Raw genomic sequence first — 16750 nt, 5'->3', positions numbered from 1 at the left:
CCCCGCGTGCCCGGCGGGTCCGCGACACCGGCCCGCTGACCGCCCGTCCCCGGTTCCCGGCGGGCGGAACGGGGAACGAGCCCGCTGGGACCTCCCGCCGATCCGCCCGAGTGCTACCCGCCCCCCGCGCGGGACGCGAATATGACGCTTGGCATAGAGTGCGCGCATGGACGTTGAGAGCACGCGTGCACCCGCTCCCTCCGACACCGCCCTCCGCCGGGCGCTCGCGCGGGCGCGCGACGGCAAGACGCTCGACCGGGCCGAGGCCGCCATCCTGCTGCACGCCCGGGGCGAGCGGCTGGACGACCTGCTGGCCCACGCCGGCCGCGTCCGCGACGCGGGCCTCGCGGCCGCCGGCCGGCCCGGCGTGATCACCTACAGCCGCAAGGTCTTCATCCCGCTCACCCGGCTGTGCCGGGACCGCTGCGGCTACTGCACCTTCGCGACCGTCCCGCACCGCCTGGACGCGCCCTACCTCAGCCCGGACGAGGTGCTGGAGATCGCCCGGCGGGGCGCGGCGATGGGCTGCAAGGAGGCGCTGTTCACCCTCGGCGACCGTCCCGAGGACCGCTGGAAGCCGGCCCGCGAGTGGCTGGACGCCCACGGCTACGACGACACGCTCTCCTACGTGCGCGCGATGGCCGTCCGCGTGCTGGAGGAGACCGGCCTCCTGCCGCACCTGAACCCCGGCGTGCTGACCTGGCGCGACTTCCAGCGGCTCAAGCCGGTCGCGCCGTCCATGGGGATGATGCTGGAGACGACCGCGACGCGCCTGTTCAGCGAGCGCGGCGGCCCGCACTTCGGCTCGCCCGACAAGGACCCGGCCGTCCGGCTGCGGGTGCTGGAGGACGCCGGGCGCAGCAACGTCCCGTTCACCACCGGCATCCTGATCGGCATCGGCGAGACGGTCGAGGAGCGCGCGGACGCGATCTTCGCCATCCGCCGGACGATGCGCGAGTACGGCGCGGTGCAGGAGGTCATCGTCCAGAACTTCCGCGCCAAGCCGGACACCAAGATGCGCGACACCCCCGACGCCGAACTCGAGGAGCTCGCCGCGACGATCGCGGTCGCGCGGCTCGTCCTCGGGCCGAGGGCGCGCGTCCAGGCCCCGCCGAACCTGGTGGACGACCAGTACCGGCTGCTGCTGCGCGCCGGGATCGACGACTGGGGCGGGGTCTCGCCGCTCACCCCCGACCACGTGAACCCGGAGCGGCCCTGGCCGCAGATCGAGGAGCTCGCCGCGCGCACCGCCGAGGCGGGCTTCACGCTGCGCGAGCGCCTGACGATCTATCCCGAGTACGTCCGGCGCGGCGAGCCGTGGCTCGACCCCCGCCTGGCCGCGCACGTCGCCGCGCTCGCCGACCCCGGGACCGGCCTGGCCCGCGAGGACGCCGTGCCGGAAGGACGGCCGTGGCAGGAGCCGGACGGCGGCTTCACCTCGTCCGGACGCACCGACCTGCACGTCTCCATCGACACCGAGGGCCGCACCGCCGACCGGCGCGACGACTTCGACTCCGTCTACGGCGACTGGGACGCGACGCGCGAACGCATCTCGTCCGGCGGTCCGCGGCACGAGGCGGCCGACCCGCGGCACGACTCGTCCCGTCCGCGGCGCTTCGACGCCGACGTCAAGGCCGCGCTGTCCGCCGCCGAACGCGACCCGGCGGGGCTCTCCGACGACGAGGCCCTTGCGCTCCTGCACGCCGACGGCCCCGAACTGGACGCGCTGACCCGCCTCGCCGACGACCTGCGCCGCGAAGCGGTCGGCGACGACGTCACCTACGTCGTCACGCGGAACATCAACTTCACCAACGTCTGCTACACCGGCTGCCGGTTCTGCGCGTTCGCGCAGCGCCGCACGGACGCCGACGCCTACACGCTCTCCCTGGAGCAGGTCGGCGACCGCGTGGACGAGGCGTGGGCGGCGGGCGCGACCGAGATCTGCATGCAGGGCGGCATCCATCCCGACCTGCCCGGAACCGCCTACTTCGATCTCGCGCGCGAGGTGAAGAGGCGCGCGCCGGAGATCCACCTGCACTCCTACAGCCCGATGGAGGTCGTCAACGGCGTCGCGCGCACGGACCTGTCCGTCCGGGAGTGGCTGATCGCGGCGCGGGAGGCGGGCGTGGACTCGCTGCCCGGCACGGCCGCGGAGATCCTCGACGACGACGTCCGCTGGGTGCTGACCAAGGGCAAGCTGCCCGCCGACCAGTGGGTCGAGGTCGTCACGACCGCGCACGAGCTGGGCATCCGGACGACGTCCACGATGATGTACGGCCACGTGGACACGCCCGCGCACTGGGTCGCGCACATCCGGCTGCTGCGGTCGATCCAGGACCGGACGGGCGGGTTCAGCGAGTTCGTGCTGCTGCCGTTCGTCCACCACAACTCGCCGATCTACCTGGCCGGACTCGCGCGTCCGGGGCCGACCGTCCGGGAGAACGTCGCCGTCCACGCCCTCGCGCGCATCCTGCTGCACGGCTCGATCGCCAACATCCAGACGTCGTGGGTCAAGCTCGGGGACGAGCTGTGCACGCGCGTCCTGCAAGGCGGCGTCAACGACCTGGGCGGCACGCTCATGGAGGAGACCATCAGCCGTATGGCGGGCTCGGAGAACGGTTCCTTCAAAGCGATCAGCGAACTGGAGGGCATCGCGGCCCGCGCGGGCCGTCCGGCGAAGCAGCGCACGACGCTGTACGGCGTCCCGACCGCCGAGCGGATCGAGGCGGCCCGCCGCACGGACGGCATCGGGCACTTCGGCGGCGACCGGAACCGGACGCCGGGCCGGGGACGGGCGCTTCCGCTCATCTCCCCCTGAGGGACGGGGAGCGTGCGGAGGGCGCTTCGAAGCCCTCCGCACAGGGTCCGCTAGTAGGCGAAGCGGATCAGGGACGGCATCCAGTGCCGCGAGCCGTACGCGCGCTTCACGTGGATGCTGGTCGCGCCGCGCGGGGGAGCGGCCTCGATGATGCGGCCGCCGCCCGCGTAAACGGCGACGTGGTAGGTCGAGTTCGCCGTGCCGCGCCCCCAGAACAGCAGGTCGCCCGGCAGGCGGTGCGCCCAGGAGACCTTGCGGCCGTGCGGGCTGCGGTACTGGTGGCGGGTGTCCGCGCCCGGGTCGACGCCGAGCGCCTTCCAGACCGCGTAGCTGCTCAGCCCTGAGCAGTCGAACCCGTAGCGCCGGTAGTCGACGTGGCCGCCGGGGCTCGGCGACGCGATGCCGCAGGACGGGCCGCCCTTGCCGCCGCCGCCCCACGCGTAGCTGTAGCCGTGCCCGGTCATCGAACGGGCGGCGGCGACGATGCGGGCGCGCCGGTGGGCGGCGGTGCCGTCGTTCACGCCGCCCGGCCCCTCGTCGCGTCCGTGGACGGCGGTGGGGCTGAAGCAGTCGGACGTCCGCTTACCGCCGCCCTTCGCGGCGCCGCCGTCGGTCGGTGGATCGTCGTCGCAGCGCGGCAGGCTCTTCAGGAAGCCGCCGGCTCCGGGCCTGAGGTGCGCGTCCGCGACCCAGAGCCGTTCCCGGGTGCGGTCCCAGATGTAGGAGCCCTCGCCGGACGGCCCCGCGTTGAGGTTGCCTGTGGACGGGCCGACGGGAGGGGCGCCGGCGGCCGGGGCGGGGCGGGAGCCGCCGCCGGACGGGACGGCGGCGGCGAAGTCGCCGTACGCCTGACAGGTGAGCGTGACCGGCGTGCCCTTCTTGTAGACGCGCCGGGTCGGGGAGGAGAGCCCCTTGCCGGACCGCCCGGCCAGGTCGGCCGAGGCCGTGAGGGTCCGCGAGCCGGGCCGGCGGGAGCTGCCGCAGCGCGGGACGCCGGGGGCGAAGCCGTCGGAGCCGGTCCTGACGTCGTGGTCGGGCACCCACGTCCTGTCGGCCGTGTAGTCCCAGATGACCGAGCCGTGGGCGACCTCGCCGTCGTCCTGGCAGACGACCGGGACGCCGCGGCCCCTGCGGTACTGGCCGAACTTGACGGTGCCCGAGTTGAGAGATTTTCCCGCCCGGCCGTTTAGATCGTCCTTGGCGGGGAACTGGTGAATGTTTTGCCGTCCGATTGAGGGGGCGGGCTCGGCGCGGAATTCACCGGCTCCGGGAGCCGGGCCGGATGCCGCGGTCATGGCGATGGCGGTTCCGTATACCGGAAATTTCACGCCGAACGGGTTTTTGTGCAGTCTCATGAGGCGGAAACCTCCCCGGGGCGCCTTGGGCGTCCTTCGGATGTAAGACGCCGGAATCCTGACATAAATCGGTTGCGGTGAGGGCGGGATTCGCATTATCGGCTGAAGGGGGTGTTTGTGCAGCTAGGTACCGACTTGCCGCGCTACGTGAGGGCGAAATTGACACGACCGGTTGATTTTCTCGCGACAGAAGTCAGGGCCCCGATGCCCGGAGGCATCGGGGCCCTGTCGCGGAAGGGACTCAGCGGACTTCGATGAAGGCCTCCGCCGAACGAGGCGGGCGCTGCCGCGGCGGCGCGGCCGCGTGGCCGACGCCCACGCAGCCCATCGGGTCCCAGCCGGCGGGCAGGTCCAGAACCTCGCGCACGACGTCCCGGCAGAACATCGTGGACGACACCCAGCACGAGCCGAGCCCCTCCACGGCCAGCTGGACCAGCAGGTTCTGCACGCCCGCGCCCGTCGCGACCACGAACATCTCGCGCTCGGCCGCCGACCGGCGCTCGTCGGGGTAGTCGTGCGAGCCGTCCATCACCAGGCACGGGACGACCAGGTACGGCGCGCGCCGCAGCACGTCGCCGCGCCGGAGCCGCTTGGCGATCGACTCCTCGGACTTGCCGTCGCGGCGCAGGTCGGCCTCCCACGCGTCGCGCATCGCGTCCAGCAGGCGCAGCCGCGACCCGGCCGACTCCAGCAGGACGAACCGCCACGGCGTGGTGTGGTGCGGGGCGGGTGCGGTGATCGCGGCGGCGACCGCGCGCCGGACCGCCGACGGATCGACCGGCTCGTCGGTGAACTCGCGGATCGTGCGGCGCGCGTACAGCACCTCCGCCGAGCCGTACCGGAACATGTCCTGGTCAGGGGAGCGGAGCAGGGCGCGCGCGCCGGGCCCGTCGGCGTCGGTCACCAGTTCGTCCAGCCCGCGCACGACGGCCACCGGCACGCCCGCGAGCTTGCCCTTGGCCAGCTCGGCGGCCGAGGCCAGCTCGTCGGCGACGGCCGTGACGGTCGCGTGCAAGGCGTTCCCATAGGCGTCGGTGCGGCCGCGGAAGTCGTCCAGAGGCGCGAGCCCGGCGACGCCGATCGCGTTGTCGGTCAGCCCGTTGCGCCAGGGGCGGCCCATGGTGTCCGACACCAGCACCGCCACGTTCGCGCCGGTCAGCTCGCGCACGCGCGCGCGGATGCGCCGGGCGGACGCGTCCGGATCGTCGGGCAGCAGCAGGACGGTGCCGGGCGCGGTGTTGGACGCGTCGACGCCCGCGGCGGCCAGCACCAGGCCGTGCCGCGTCTCGACGATGCGCGTCTCACCGTGCTCGTGGGCGCGGCGCGCGACGACCCGGACGGTCTCCGCGTCGATCGCCTTCTCGCGATCGTCGGCGACGAGCGTCCGGCCCTCCGCCTTGCTCACGATCTTGGACGTGACGACCAGGATGTCGCCGTCCTGGACGAGGTCGGCGGGGATCAGCGCGGCGATGTCCGCACCCTCCTCCACCTCGGGCATCCCGGGGACGCCGAAGACCTGGAAGCTCACCGGCCCGTTCCCTCCGCCAGCTCCTCGGCCAGGTCGAGCGCCGCGCGCGCGATCGCCGCCGTCGCCTCCGGGTCGCTCATCAGCAGCGGCCGGGACCGGACCTCCACGCCCTCCACGGCCACGCCGCCGTCGGCCTCGTCCACGAGCCAGCCGTCGATCAGGTCCGGGCCGTAGTGCTCGGCGACCGCCCGCGCGGACGTCTCCACGCCGATCGCCGTCAGGCACGCGTCCGCCATGCCGCGCACCGGCGCGCCGGCCACGATCGGCGACACCCCGACGACGGTCTTCTTCGCAACCGCGTCCTTAATGCCGGGGACCGACAGGATCGTCCCGATGCTGACCACCGGGTTGGACGGCGGGAACAGCACCACGTCGGCGGCCTCGACCGCCTTCAGCACGCCGGGCGCGGGCTTGGCCTCGTCCGCGCCGACCGCGGCGATCGACACCGCGGGCAGCGACGCGCGCAGCCGCACCCACCACTCCTGGAAGTGGATCGCGCGGCGGCCGTGCTCGGGGTCGTCCACGACGACGTGCGTCTCGACCTGGTCGTCGGTCATCGGGATCAGCCGCACGCCCGGCTTCCACCGGTCGCACAGCGCCTCCGTCACCGCGGACAGCCGGTACCCGGCCGCCAGCATCTGCGTCCGGACGATGTGCGTCGCGAAGTCGCGGTCGCCCAATCCGAACCAGGACGGCCCGACGCCGTATTCAAGAAGTTCTTCCTTGACGGTGAAACTTTCGTCTCGCCGCCCCCAGCCCTGTTCCTCGTTGATGCCCCCGCCGAGGGTGTACATCACCGTGTCCAGATCCGGGCAGACCCGGAGTCCGAACAGGGAGATGTCGTCTCCGGTGTTGCCGATCACGGTGATGTCGGCCTCGGGGGCGGCCGCCCGCAGTCCGCGCAGGAAGCGGGCCCCACCGATACCGCCCGCCAGCGCCACGATCCTCATGTCCCCAGCCTAGAGGCGGTCGGGACGCCGCCCGTGCGCCCGGGTGGCCCTGGTCGCGGTGCGTTCCCGGCCGTCCGCGGAAGGAATGGCGGGCGTGTTCTCCGGTCGTGGGGCGCTGCGGGCATGGCGTGCCCGGATGTGCGAAGCTTTTTCTCGAATCCGGAAAACGCAACCGTCACCACCGGGAGATGTCGCCGTGAACAAGGAAGCCGTCCAGCGCCTGCGCGAACCGGCAGCCTGGATCCTGCTCGCCGCCGCGGGTGTCCAGTTGTTCGCGGGCATCGTCGCTCTCTTCGGGCGCGGCCCGTTCACCTTCCACGCCCTGAACGAGACCGTCGGCGGAACCTTCACCAACGTCGCGGTCACCGGCATGCTCGCGTTCGCCGTCTGGCTGGTGTCCGCGCGTCCGGAGGGGCCGACGCCGCAGGCGCGCACCATCGTGGTCGGCGCGCTCGGGGTGCTCGGCGGGATGGCCCTGATCGGGGTGATCTGCTGGCTGGCCAGCATGTTCGCCGGGTCCGAGTACGCCACGGCGGTCGGCAAGCTGTCGGCGTTCCTGTACGGCGCGGCCAAGCTCGCGGTGATCGGCCTCGGCGCCTGGTACGTCCTGACCGTCCTGCAGGGCATGCAGCCGGGCCGTCCGGCCGGACCGCCCGCCCCCGGCCAGTACCCGGGCTTCGGCTACCAGCCCGGCGGCCAGCAGCAGGTCGGTGAGCAGCAGCCGTACGGCCAGCAGCCCTACGGCGACCAGCAGCACTACGGCCAGCCGGGCGCGTACGGGCAGCACGGGCAGCAGCAGCCGGGGCAGCAGTACGGCGAGCAGCAGGGCCAGCAGTACGGCCAGGAGCAGTACGGCCAGGCCGGATACGGCCAGCAGGGCGCGACCGGCGGCCAGCCGGGGCAGACGGGCCAGCCGGGCCAGCCGGGCCAGCAGGGCCAGTCCGCGCCGCAGCAGTACGGCCAGCAGCAGGGCTACCAGGCGTACTACGGCCAGCCCGGGTACCAGCAGCAGCCCGGCGCCCAGCCCGGGCAGGCCGCGCAGGGCGGCGCGGAGCAGCAGCAGGGGTCCGAGTCCCAGACGGCTCCGGACGAGGACGAGATGGGCGAGTGGACGCGTGCCTACGGCGGCAGCCGGAGCACCGGCGAGCAGCCCCAGCAGGGGCAGCACGGGCAGCCGGGCCAGTCCGGCCAGCACGCTCAGCCGGGGCAGCAGCAGCCCGGTGCGGAAGAGGACGGCGACTGGTACCGGGACAACCGTCCGCCGCAGTGACGCGGTGAGATTTTCCGATCTTTCATTCGCGGAGGTCGGCGCGGCGTGGTCGCACGTCCACGCGGGAGCAAAACCGCGTTGAACCGGCGTACGTGATCTCCCAAAAAACCCTCTTTGCCCACATGGAAACTCGTTCGGCTTGACGGAGCGGGCACTACACGCGTGTAATTTCGTCGGTGTAGTTCAATGCCTTCTCGGGGGATGGAGCCTGGGAGAAGGCATCGACCAGGGGGGCTCCACGGGCTAGGAGGTGCGCTGTGAGCGAGGTAGTGATCCCGCTGGCGCACGGCACAGACGGCGAAGAGATGGGCTGGCAGGAGCGCGCCCTGTGCGCGCAGACGGACCCGGAGGCGTTTTTTCCGGAGAAGGGCGGCTCCACTCGCGAAGCCAAGAAGGTGTGCCGCGCATGCGAGGTCCGGGCCGAGTGCCTGGAGTACGCGCTAGAGCACGACGAGCGTTTCGGAATATGGGGCGGACTGTCGGAGCGTGAGCGCCGCAAGTTGAAGCGCCAGGCCGTCTGACCGTCGCCTTGACCGCCGGGCTCCGTCCCCGGCGGTCCGGGCCGGCGACCGCCGCGCGCCCCATGGGCTCGCGTGCCCGCGCACCGCTTCCCTGTGCCGTTCGCGGCACGGTTGCGGGCACCCGTCCCGGGGCGCGTGCGGGAAGGAACCGAAAGGCAGAGAAGAGCGACGGCACGGGACTCCCCGTGCCGTCGCTCTTCTCTGCCCGGGGCCCGGACATGATCATGTCGGGCGAAAGGGTTGGTTCTCGGGCGAAGTCGGGCGGCCGCGCGTACAGTGGTCGGCCGAGTCGGCAGGGGGCGCCGGCGCGGGGTCATGCCGCCGACCTTGGAGCGATCTCCCGTTGCCCTCCCCACTCGACCGGCACGTCGTCACCGCCGTCCTCGTCACGCACGACGGGGCGCGGTGGCTGCCGGAGGCGCTGAAGGCACTGCTCACCCAGGCGCGGCCCGTCCAGCGCCTGGTCGTCGCCGACACCGGCAGCACCGACCGCGGCCCGGACGTCGCCGCCGAGGTCGTCGGCCCGGACGCCGTCCTCCGGCTCCCGCGGACGACCGGTTACGGCGAGGCCGTCGCCGAAGCGCTGCGTCATCCCGCCGTGACCCCGCCCTACGCGTCCGTCCCCCGAGCAGCGGCAGACGCAGGCCCCGCCTCAGGGGAGGACGGAGCGGACCGGGTCGAATGGGTGTGGCTGCTGCACGACGACTCCGCGCCCGCGCCTGACGCGCTCGCGCGCCTGCTGCGGGCGGCCGACGCCGATCCGCGCATCGGAGTGCTCGGACCGAAGCTCCGCGAGTGGACGGACCGCCGCGTCCTGCTCTCGGTCGGAGAGTCCATGGACGGCGCCGGACGCCGCGACACCGGCATCGACCCCGGCGACTTCGACCAGGGGCAGCACGACGGGGACCGCGACGTCCTCGTGGTGAGCAGCGCAGGGATGCTCGTCCGCCGGGACCTGTGGGACCGGCTCGGCGGCCTGGACCCCTCGTTCGGGCTGTTCCGCGACGACGCGGACCTGTGCTTCCGCGCGCACGCCGCCGGGCAGCGGGTCGTCGTCGTGACGGGCGCGGTCGTCCACCACGCGGAAGCGGCGCGGCGAGGCTTGCGCGGCCTCGGGATGACCGACGAGCCGGTCCGCCGCCTCGACCGCCGCAACGCGCTGCTGACGCTGCTCGCCAACCGGCCCGCCCGCGCGCTGCCCAAGACGTTCGCGCGCATCGCCTGGTCCACGGCGCTCCAGATCGCGTGGATGCTGCTCCTGAAGCGGCGGGAGGCGGCCGGACAGGAGCTCGGCGCGTTCATGGCCGTCCTGCGCTCGCCGAGGCGGCTGTGGCGCGCACGGTCCGCGCGCTCGGACGGACGCCGGCACGCGCACCGGTACATCCAGCGCAGCCTGATGGCGCATGGGGTGGCGCGGAGGCGCGCCAACGAGGCGCTGCACATCTGGCTCGCCGCACGGGACGAACGGCGAGCGGCTGAACGTGAGAAGGCGCCGCTGGAGGAACGCAGCCGACGCGTGATGCTTCGCTTCCTCGCGCGCCCGGGCGTACTGCTCGTCCTCGCCCTCGCCGTTGTGTCCATCGCGGCGGAACGGTCGCTGGTCACGGCGGGTTCGCGTCTCACGGGCGGTGCGCTGACCGCACCAACGGGCGGCGCGTCCGACCTCTGGGCCGCCTATGCGGCGGGTTGGCATCCGACCGGCCTCGGCACTGACGCCGGGACGCCGCCATGGGTGGCCGTGCTCGCGCTGGTGTCCACACTCGCGTTCGGCAAGCCGTGGTTGGCCGTCAACGTCCTGTTGCTGGGCAGCGTGCCGTTGGCGGGGGTGACCGCGCTCATCGCGGTTCGTCGCCTCATCCCGCCGCGCACGCCCTTCCGGGCGGTGCTGCGCCTCTGGGCCGCGGGCACCTATGCGCTCCTGCCCGCAGCCACCGGAGCGATCGCGGACGGACGGCTGGGCACGTCCGTCGTCATCGTCCTGCTGCCTCTGATCGCGCTGCTCGCCTACCGGGCCCTCACCGACGCCGTGGGCATGCGTGCGTCGGGGCGCGCAGCCTGGGGCACGGCACTGCTCTTGGCCATCGCGATGGCGTTCGTGCCCCTGGTCTGGGTCCTGGTCGTGATGGCAGCCGTCCTGGTCACGGCCCCGCGCGGACTACCCGTGGACCGGGGCGCGCGCAACATGCTCATTGTCGTCGCCGTCCCGCCGCTGCTGCTCGGCCCGTGGACGCTGGGCCTGTTCCTGCATCCGTCGCGCTTCCTCCTGGAGGCCGGGACCCTGCCGTCCGGACGCGCGCCCGCGACGGCCGCCGGCCTGCTCGGGCTGGCTCCGGGAGGCCCCGCCATGCCTTGGGCGGCGGCCGGGCTCGGACTGGCCGCTCTGGTGGCCCTCCTCGTGCGCGAGCGACGCGGACTCGTCCTGACCGGCTGGAGCGTGCTGCTTTCCGGCCTGCTGACGGCGGTCCTGCTGAGTGGTCTCACCGCCGTGTCCGGGGCCGACAGCGCGCCCTACTGGCCCGGTGTTCCGCTGCTGGTCGCGGGGGTAGGGGCACTGGTCGCAGCCTCGGTTGGCCTACGACGCGCGGCTTTCGCTCTCGCCGGGACGGGCCGCCTCGCGCGCGCAGGGGGAGTGCTGCTGCTCGGCGCGGCCTGCGCGACGCCTGTCCTCGCCGCAGCCGTGTGGATCGCGGACGGCACGGACGGCCCCCTGAGCCGCTTCAATCCCGACACCGTCCCGATCTTCTTGCACGACTCCACGGGCGCGCGCACGGTCGTGCTGCGGCACGACCCGTCCGGGCAGGTGGACTACACCGTTCTGCGCGGTACCGCCCCCGCTCCCGCCGACGCCTCCGTGCCGGACGACGCGTCCGGGCGAAAGCGCCTCGAGGCGCTCGTCTCCGGAATCGCGGGCGGCACGGACACCGACGAGGCCCCCGGGTTCAGCGCACTGGGCGTCCGGTACCTGCTGGTCAGGCACCCCGGCGACGACCCGCTGACCCCGGTGCTGGACGCCTCGCCCGAACTGGACCGGCAGAGCCGCACGGCCGACTTTGCGAGCTGGGAGATCCGCGCCCCCGCTGGACGCCTCACGCTCCAGGACGGCCAGGCGGTCAAGATTCTGCCCGGTGGAACCCGCGCCGCCCGGACGAGCGTCCGTATCCCGCCGGGCACGGGTCCTCGCACCCTGACGGTGGCCGAACCGGACGACGGAGGCTGGCACGCCACATTCGACGGACGCCCGTTGAAGGGCCATCGAACGAATGGCTGGTCGCGCGCGTACGAGATCCCGGCGGCGGGCGGGACGTTCGCCTTGTCGCACGGCATGCTCACACGCCAGATCTGGATAGGCGTGCAAGGGGCGTTGGCGCTGCTGGTCCTGGCCTTGGCCCTTCCCGGTGCGCGCGCGGACGAGCCGGACCCGGCGACGGCCCGGAACACGCGCTCGCACGCGCGCCGAGCCCCTACGACGGCCGCCACAGCGCTGCGCCGCGCCACCCGTCAGATTCGCAAGAAGCCCGATGAGGCCATTGGCCGACGTCACCGCCCGGCATCCCACACCCGGTCGCGTCCTTTCAGCAGCCGTCCGTCGCGCGCGCAGGAGGCTGAGGCTCCGCCCGCGATGGACAAGGCCGCAACCAGCGCGACGGATGAGGAGCGGTCATGAAGCTCGAACCCGGACTGCTCAGGAACAGATACGTCGTCGCCGTGTCGGCACCCGTGGCCTTGGCCGCGCTCTACGGGACGGCCACCGTTACCCGTCCTTCCGAAGACGACCGAGCGGTGAAGCCCGTTCAGCAGGCCATCAAGAGCGCCGTGCTGGTATGCCCCGGAGGAGAAGCGGGACGTGTCGCGGTCCAGACCGCTCCGGTCCCGAACGGGCGCGGACGCGTCTCCGTCGAGGGACCGCGCGCGGCGGTGCTCACGTCCCCCGGGCAGCACTGGACGGGTGACCTCGGCGCTCGTGAGAAGACCAGCGTCCTCGTGCGCGCGGACGGCGACCTGGCCGCCGGCCTGGCCGCGCGCTGGACGACGGTCTGGCCGCATGGACGCGACCGGGGCGCAGCAGCCGCGCGCTGCGTCCAGCCGGGGTTCGACCAGTGGTTCCTGGGGCCGGGCCCGCTCGCGGCCGAGGACCTGCGGCTCCGCCTCACCAACGTGGACGACAACCCCGCGTCCGTGGACCTGACCGCGCTCTCCGGGGAAGGCCCACTGGACACCCTCGACGGGCAGGGCGTCGCGGTGGCCCCGCACACCACGCGCGTCGTGCGGATCGGCCAGTCCCGGGAAGGGCTGGGAGCCGTCGTCCAGGCGGCGCACGACCTCGCCCTGCGTGTGCGGGCCACCTCCGGACGCGTCGCCGCGGCCCTGCGCGTGCGGGTTTCCCCTGGTCACGGCATCGACTGGGAGCCGATCTCGCCGACCCCCGCGACCCGGCTGGTCCTGCCCGGCGTGCCGAGCGGGCCGGGCGACCGGCGGCTTCTGGTCGCCGTTCCGGGGGAGGAGAGCGCGAGGATCCGAGTCCGCCTCGTCGGGCCGGACGGGGTCGTACCGCTCAAAGGACAGGACGACGTGTCCGCCGGGCGGCCCCGCACCGTGACGACGTACGACCTGCGAGGGGCGCTGTCGGGGCGTCCGGCCGCGGTCCTGGTCGACTCGGACAAGCCGGTCGTGGCGGGGTTCTCCGCCACGCGCGGGCCGGATGTGGCCTTCGGCACATCGTCCGCGCCCCTGGGGCCCGACACCGGCCCCGGCGCGATCCCGGACGCGCGGCTGGGCGGCGGCCTCATCCTGACCGCCCTCACCCGGGCCGTCACGGTCACCCTCACGCCCGTGGGCGGCGGCGATTCCCGCACTCTGGCCGTCCCGGCGGGCCGGACGATCGAGACGTCCTACTTCCTGCCCGGCACGAAGGGCCTGGCCGCAACCGGTCTCCGCGTCGAGGCCGACGGCCCGGTCTACGCCGGGAGCACGCTCGTCACGTCCGGGCTGGTCACGGCGGAACCGGTGCCTCCGTCGCCGCTCGCCCAGATGCTTCCGCCCGCGCACGACACTCACCACGCGCTGGACTGACCACCGCTCGCCGCCGGGCCTCCCAGGCGTCCCGCCCAGGGGCGTGTCCGCCGGCCGGGAGGGCTATTCCTCGTAGCTCGGGTCGACCGTCTCGGGGGACATGCCCAGCAGGTCGGCGACCTCCTCCACGAGCAGGTCGCGCACCAGCCGGGCCCGCTCGCGCTCGGTCGTCGCGCGCGCCTCCACCGGACGCCGGTAGATCACCACCCGGACGGGCCGTCCGCCGTCGCCGGGCAGCGTCGCACCCAGCGGCACGGGGCCCTCCGGGGGCAGCGGGGTCTCCGGGACGTCCTCGACCGCGAACTCGACCTGGGCGAGCTCACGGCCCCATCGCTGGGCGATGCGGCGGACCTCGTCGGCCACCAGGTCGTCGAACCGTTCGGCGCGGGTACGCGAGATCGGCGACCGCGGGGGCGTGAGGGGACCACGCAGGCCGCGGCCGTGCCGGTCGCGGCGCCTGGTCTGGGGGCCTGCCGAAGGGCGGCCCGCGCCTGCCACACGGGATCGCACTCGTCCAGAGTACCCCCGCGCGCGCTTTCGCCCCGCCCGCCCGGCGCCCTCACGGATTGTGATCGTTATCGCGGAAATCGACCGGTAACGGCGACACGTGCCGCGCGGTGGTGGCGGACGCCGTCGCGGCGGGGTACGGTCGGCCATCGTGAGCCCCGTCCGCATCTGCTCCCGCACCGCCTGCAAGGCGCCCGCAGTCTTCACGCTCACGTATGTGTACCGCGATTCGACCGCGGTCCTGGGGCCGCTCGCCACGTACGCCGAGCCGCACTGCTACGACCTGTGCGCGGAGCACTCCGAGCGGCTCACCGCCCCCATGGGCTGGGAACTGGTCCGCCTCCCCGTCGAGACCGAGACCGAACCCAGCGCCGACGACCTGGAGGCCCTCGCCGACGCGGTCCGCGAGGCGGGCCGCCCGGCCCCCGGCGACCGCGAGGAGCCCATCGGGCAGGCCACCGAGGTCGGCCGCAAGGGGCACCTGCGCGTCCTGCGCAGCACCGACTGATCACTTCCCGATTCGGCTGGGGGGAGCGCCCTGTCGTTCCGAGGGGCCCGGCGTCCGTCCGCGTCGCCCACGCGCCGGCTGGAGCCGCTGAGCGGCCCGGACGGGCCCTCCCACCGGACGGCCCGGTATTTCCCCGCGGCGCGCCGCGCGTCGCCCATGGGCTCACCTGGGGGCCCTGACGGGGTGATCGTCCGTCTCCCCGGCACTCCCGGAGGGTGTCCGGGTTCCCGGAGTTATCCACAGGCAGGGTGTGCTCCGCCCCGCGGTGCCCGCCGCCGGTAGGCTCGGTTTCCGTCAGTGTCGGCAAACCGGGGAGCAGGAGTGGGCGACCTCGCCAAGATCTTCAAGGCGTACGACATCCGGGGCGTGGTCCCGGACGAGCTCGACGCCGAGACCGTGGAGCGCGTCGGCGCGGCCTTCGTCCGTGTGACCGGCGCCCGCAAGGTCGTCACGGCCCACGACATGCGCACCTCGTCCGAGCCGCTGGCCGCCGCGTTCGCGCGCGGCGCCACGTCCCAGGGCGCGGACGTGGTCGAGGCGGGCCTCGGCTCCACCGACCTGCTCTACTACGCCTCCGGCGCGCTCGACGTGCCCGGCGCGATGTTCACCGCCAGCCACAACCCGGCCCGGTACAACGGCGTCAAGCTGTGCCGGTCGGGCGCCCGCCCGGTCGGCCGCGACACCGGGCTGACCGAGATCCGCGAGCTGGTCGAGAACGGCGTCCCGGCCTACGACGGCGAGCCCGGCCGGGTCACCCGGCAGGACATGCTCCACGGGTACGCCGAGCACCTGAAGCAGCTGGTCGACCTGTCCGGCATCCGGCCGCTGAAGGTCGTGGTGGACGCGGGCAACGGCATGGGCGGGCACACCGTCCCGACCGTGTTCGAGGGCCTGCCGATCGACCTGGTGCCGCTGTACTTCGAGCTCGACGGCACCTTCCCCAACCACGAGGCCAACCCGATCGAGCCGGAGAACCTGCGCGACCTGCAGGCCAAGGTGCGCGAGACCGGCGCCGACATCGGCCTCGCCTTCGACGGCGACGCCGACCGCTGCTTCGTCGTGGACGAGCGGGGCGAGATCGTCCCCCCGTCGGCGATCACCGCGCTGGTCGCCGTCCGCGAGCTGGCCAAGCACCCCGGCGCGTCGATCGTGCACAACCTGATCACCTCCAAGGCCGTCCCGGAGATCGTCAGCGAGCACGGCGGCACGCCGGTCCGCACCCGGGTCGGGCACTCGTTCATCAAGCAGACGATGGCCGAGAGCGGCGCGGTGTTCGGCGGCGAGCACTCGGCGCACTTCTACTTCAAGGACTTCTGGTTCGCCGACTCGGGCATGCTCGCGGCGCTGCACGTGCTCGCCGCGCTCGGCACCCAGTCCGGCCCGCTGTCGCGGATGCTGGCCGAGTACAGCCCGTACGCGGCCTCCGGCGAGATCAACAGCGAGGTCGCCGACCAGGCCGCCGCCACCGCCCGGGTGCGCGAGGCGTTCGAGGGCCGTCCGGGCGTGACCGTCGACGAGCTGGACGGGCTCACGGTCGGCACCGACACCTGGTGGTTCAACCTGCGCCCGTCCAACACCGAACCGCTGCTCCGCCTGAACGCGGAGGCCGACGACGAGACCACCATGGCCGAGGTGCGCGACGAGGTCCTGGCGATCGTGAGGGAGAAGTGACGATGAAGCTCGACTCCTGGCTGCTGGAGATCCTCGCCTGCCCCAACTGCGGGGGCGCTCTGGAGCAGGACGACAAGGCCGGTGAGCTGGTCTGCACCGGGACGTGCAAGTACGCCTACCCGGTGCGCGACGACATCCCGGTGCTCCTCGTGGACGAGGCCCGGACGCCCACCTCGTGAGCGCCGCACCGGAGGGGCCCGGCGCTCCGCCGGGCCCGGCCGCCGGCGCGGGCCTGGACGAGTCCCGGCTGGAGACCGGCGTCGCGACGGAGGCGGCCGACCCGGGCGGCATGCTCCGTCAGGTCGCCTCGTCCGCCGCGCAGATCCGCGAGGCGCGGCTGCTGGCCGCCGAGGCCGGGATCGACCGGATCGCGGACGACGGCCGTCCGCGGGCGGTCGTGGTCACGGGGATGGGCGGCTCGGGCATCTCCGGGGACGTGCTGGCCGCCGTGTGCGGGCCCGGCTGCCCGGTGCCGGTGCTGACCGTCCTCGAGCAGCGGCTGGCGGGCTGGGTGGGCGAGTCCGACCTGGTGTTCGCCGTGTGCTGCTCCGG

The 16750-nt window shown here is 73.6% G+C and carries 12 protein-coding genes and 1 pseudogene; 9 read left to right on the top strand and 4 right to left on the bottom strand.

Translation table 11 applies throughout. From position 1 onward, the window contains the following. The first annotated feature begins 166 nt into the window (after window positions 1-166). Window positions 167-2818, top strand: coding sequence for a bifunctional FO biosynthesis protein CofGH (locus tag AB0J52_RS07470; RefSeq protein ID WP_500180721.1), 2652 nt, complete (start codon window positions 167-169; stop codon window positions 2816-2818). A 50-nt stretch (window positions 2819-2868) separates the two neighbouring features. Here AB0J52_RS07470 and AB0J52_RS07465 read toward each other — a convergent pair whose 3' ends face one another. From AB0J52_RS07465 to cofD, 3 genes are all read right to left on the bottom strand, one after another. Beyond that, complete coding sequence (locus tag AB0J52_RS07465) at window positions 2869-4113, bottom strand: C40 family peptidase (RefSeq protein WP_500180720.1); 1245 nt, start codon at window positions 4111-4113, stop codon at window positions 2869-2871. A gap of 301 nt (window positions 4114-4414) precedes the next feature. Continuing rightward, complete coding sequence (locus AB0J52_RS07460) at window positions 4415-5701, bottom strand: coenzyme F420-0:L-glutamate ligase (protein WP_500180719.1); 1287 nt, start codon at window positions 5699-5701, stop codon at window positions 4415-4417. Continuing rightward, window positions 5698-6651 carry a 2-phospho-L-lactate transferase gene (gene cofD, locus AB0J52_RS07455; RefSeq protein WP_500180718.1) on the bottom strand — a complete coding sequence of 318 codons (954 nt, stop codon included), beginning with the start codon at window positions 6649-6651 and terminating at the stop codon, window positions 5698-5700. The genes AB0J52_RS07460 and cofD overlap by 4 nt, the downstream gene beginning before the upstream one ends. Before the next feature lie 196 nt (window positions 6652-6847). Here cofD and AB0J52_RS07450 point away from each other — a divergent pair, with 196 nt between their 5' ends. The 4 genes from AB0J52_RS07450 (at window position 6848) to AB0J52_RS07435 (ending at window position 13512) form a co-directional block, all read left to right on the top strand. Continuing rightward, the gene (locus tag AB0J52_RS07450; RefSeq protein WP_500180717.1) at window positions 6848-7921 is read left to right on the top strand and encodes a hypothetical protein; all 1074 of its coding nucleotides are present in this window, start codon (window positions 6848-6850) and stop codon (window positions 7919-7921) included. A gap of 305 nt (window positions 7922-8226) precedes the next feature. Further along, window positions 8227-8442, top strand: coding sequence for a WhiB family transcriptional regulator (locus AB0J52_RS07445; RefSeq protein ID WP_199486330.1), 216 nt, complete (start codon window positions 8227-8229; stop codon window positions 8440-8442). Window positions 8443-8785: 343 nt separating this feature from the next. Continuing rightward, window positions 8786-12106, top strand: coding sequence for a glycosyltransferase (locus AB0J52_RS07440; RefSeq protein WP_500180716.1), 3321 nt, complete (start codon window positions 8786-8788; stop codon window positions 12104-12106). After that, complete coding sequence (locus AB0J52_RS07435) at window positions 12103-13512, top strand: DUF5719 family protein (RefSeq protein WP_500180715.1); 1410 nt, start codon at window positions 12103-12105, stop codon at window positions 13510-13512. Before AB0J52_RS07440 ends, AB0J52_RS07435 begins: the two co-directional genes overlap by 4 nt. Before the next feature lie 63 nt (window positions 13513-13575). Here AB0J52_RS07435 and AB0J52_RS07430 read toward each other — a convergent pair whose 3' ends face one another. After that, window positions 13576-14010 carry a metallopeptidase family protein gene (locus AB0J52_RS07430; protein ID WP_500180722.1) on the bottom strand — a complete coding sequence of 145 codons (435 nt, stop codon included), beginning with the start codon at window positions 14008-14010 and terminating at the stop codon, window positions 13576-13578. Between the two features lie 160 nt (window positions 14011-14170). Here AB0J52_RS07430 and AB0J52_RS07425 point away from each other — a divergent pair, with 160 nt between their 5' ends. From AB0J52_RS07425 to AB0J52_RS07410, 4 genes and pseudogenes are all read left to right on the top strand, one after another. Then, on the top strand, window positions 14171-14527 hold the full coding sequence (locus tag AB0J52_RS07425) for a DUF3499 domain-containing protein (RefSeq protein WP_500180714.1): 357 nt from the start codon (window positions 14171-14173) through the stop codon (window positions 14525-14527). A gap of 321 nt (window positions 14528-14848) precedes the next feature. Further along, window positions 14849-16198: a phosphomannomutase/phosphoglucomutase gene (locus AB0J52_RS07420; RefSeq protein ID WP_500180713.1), complete on the top strand. Its 1350-nt coding sequence runs from the start codon at window positions 14849-14851 to the stop codon at window positions 16196-16198. Further along, the gene (locus tag AB0J52_RS07415) at window positions 16195-16377 is read left to right on the top strand and encodes a Trm112 family protein (RefSeq protein WP_117357446.1); all 183 of its coding nucleotides are present in this window, start codon (window positions 16195-16197) and stop codon (window positions 16375-16377) included. Before AB0J52_RS07420 ends, AB0J52_RS07415 begins: the two co-directional genes overlap by 4 nt. Beyond that, a pseudogene (locus tag AB0J52_RS07410) lies at window positions 16374-16750 on the top strand (hypothetical protein); the annotation flags it as partial. The gene AB0J52_RS07415 and the pseudogene AB0J52_RS07410, both read left to right, overlap by 4 nt.

This window comes from Spirillospora sp. NPDC049652, from assembly GCF_040675125.1.
In the GTDB taxonomy this organism is placed as follows: Bacteria; Actinomycetota; Actinomycetes; order Streptosporangiales; family Streptosporangiaceae; genus Spirillospora.
The sequence above is the reverse complement of the archived record's forward strand: the minus strand, read 5'-3'. Positions and strand labels throughout refer to the sequence as shown.